The organism is Rhodococcus sp. AC861 (assembly GCF_979256035.1).
The window spans coordinates 1-252 of the sequence record NZ_CEEDMW010000070.1 but is presented as its reverse complement, the minus strand read 5'-3'; the positions used below and the strand labels follow the sequence as shown (position 1 = coordinate 252).

1 protein-coding gene is annotated in these 252 nt (G+C 54.0%); it reads right to left on the bottom strand.

The window, feature by feature from the left end; all coding sequences use genetic code 11:
- A partial coding sequence (locus AC0IX4_RS23185) for a glycerate kinase (protein ID WP_471831430.1) occupies nt 1-252 on the bottom strand: 252 nt, incomplete at both ends.

The following is a 252-nucleotide window of genomic DNA, read 5'->3' as shown; positions in this document are numbered from 1 at the left end:
CGCGAATGACGCAATCTTTTAAGCGCGGATCGAGGCCGGAAATATCAATATCATTCAGAGTATTAAGACTACCGCCGCCAAAACCAATTTCATTGCCGTTGGCGTCGCATAATTTCGCCCCCAGCGCCTGTACCATGCCTGCGCCGCCATCATTTGTAGCGCTACCGCCAATGCCGATAATAATGTTTGTCGCGCCGCTCTCCAGCGCCTGCAGGATTAACTCGCCTGTGCCGCGTGAAGTGGTCACGAGTG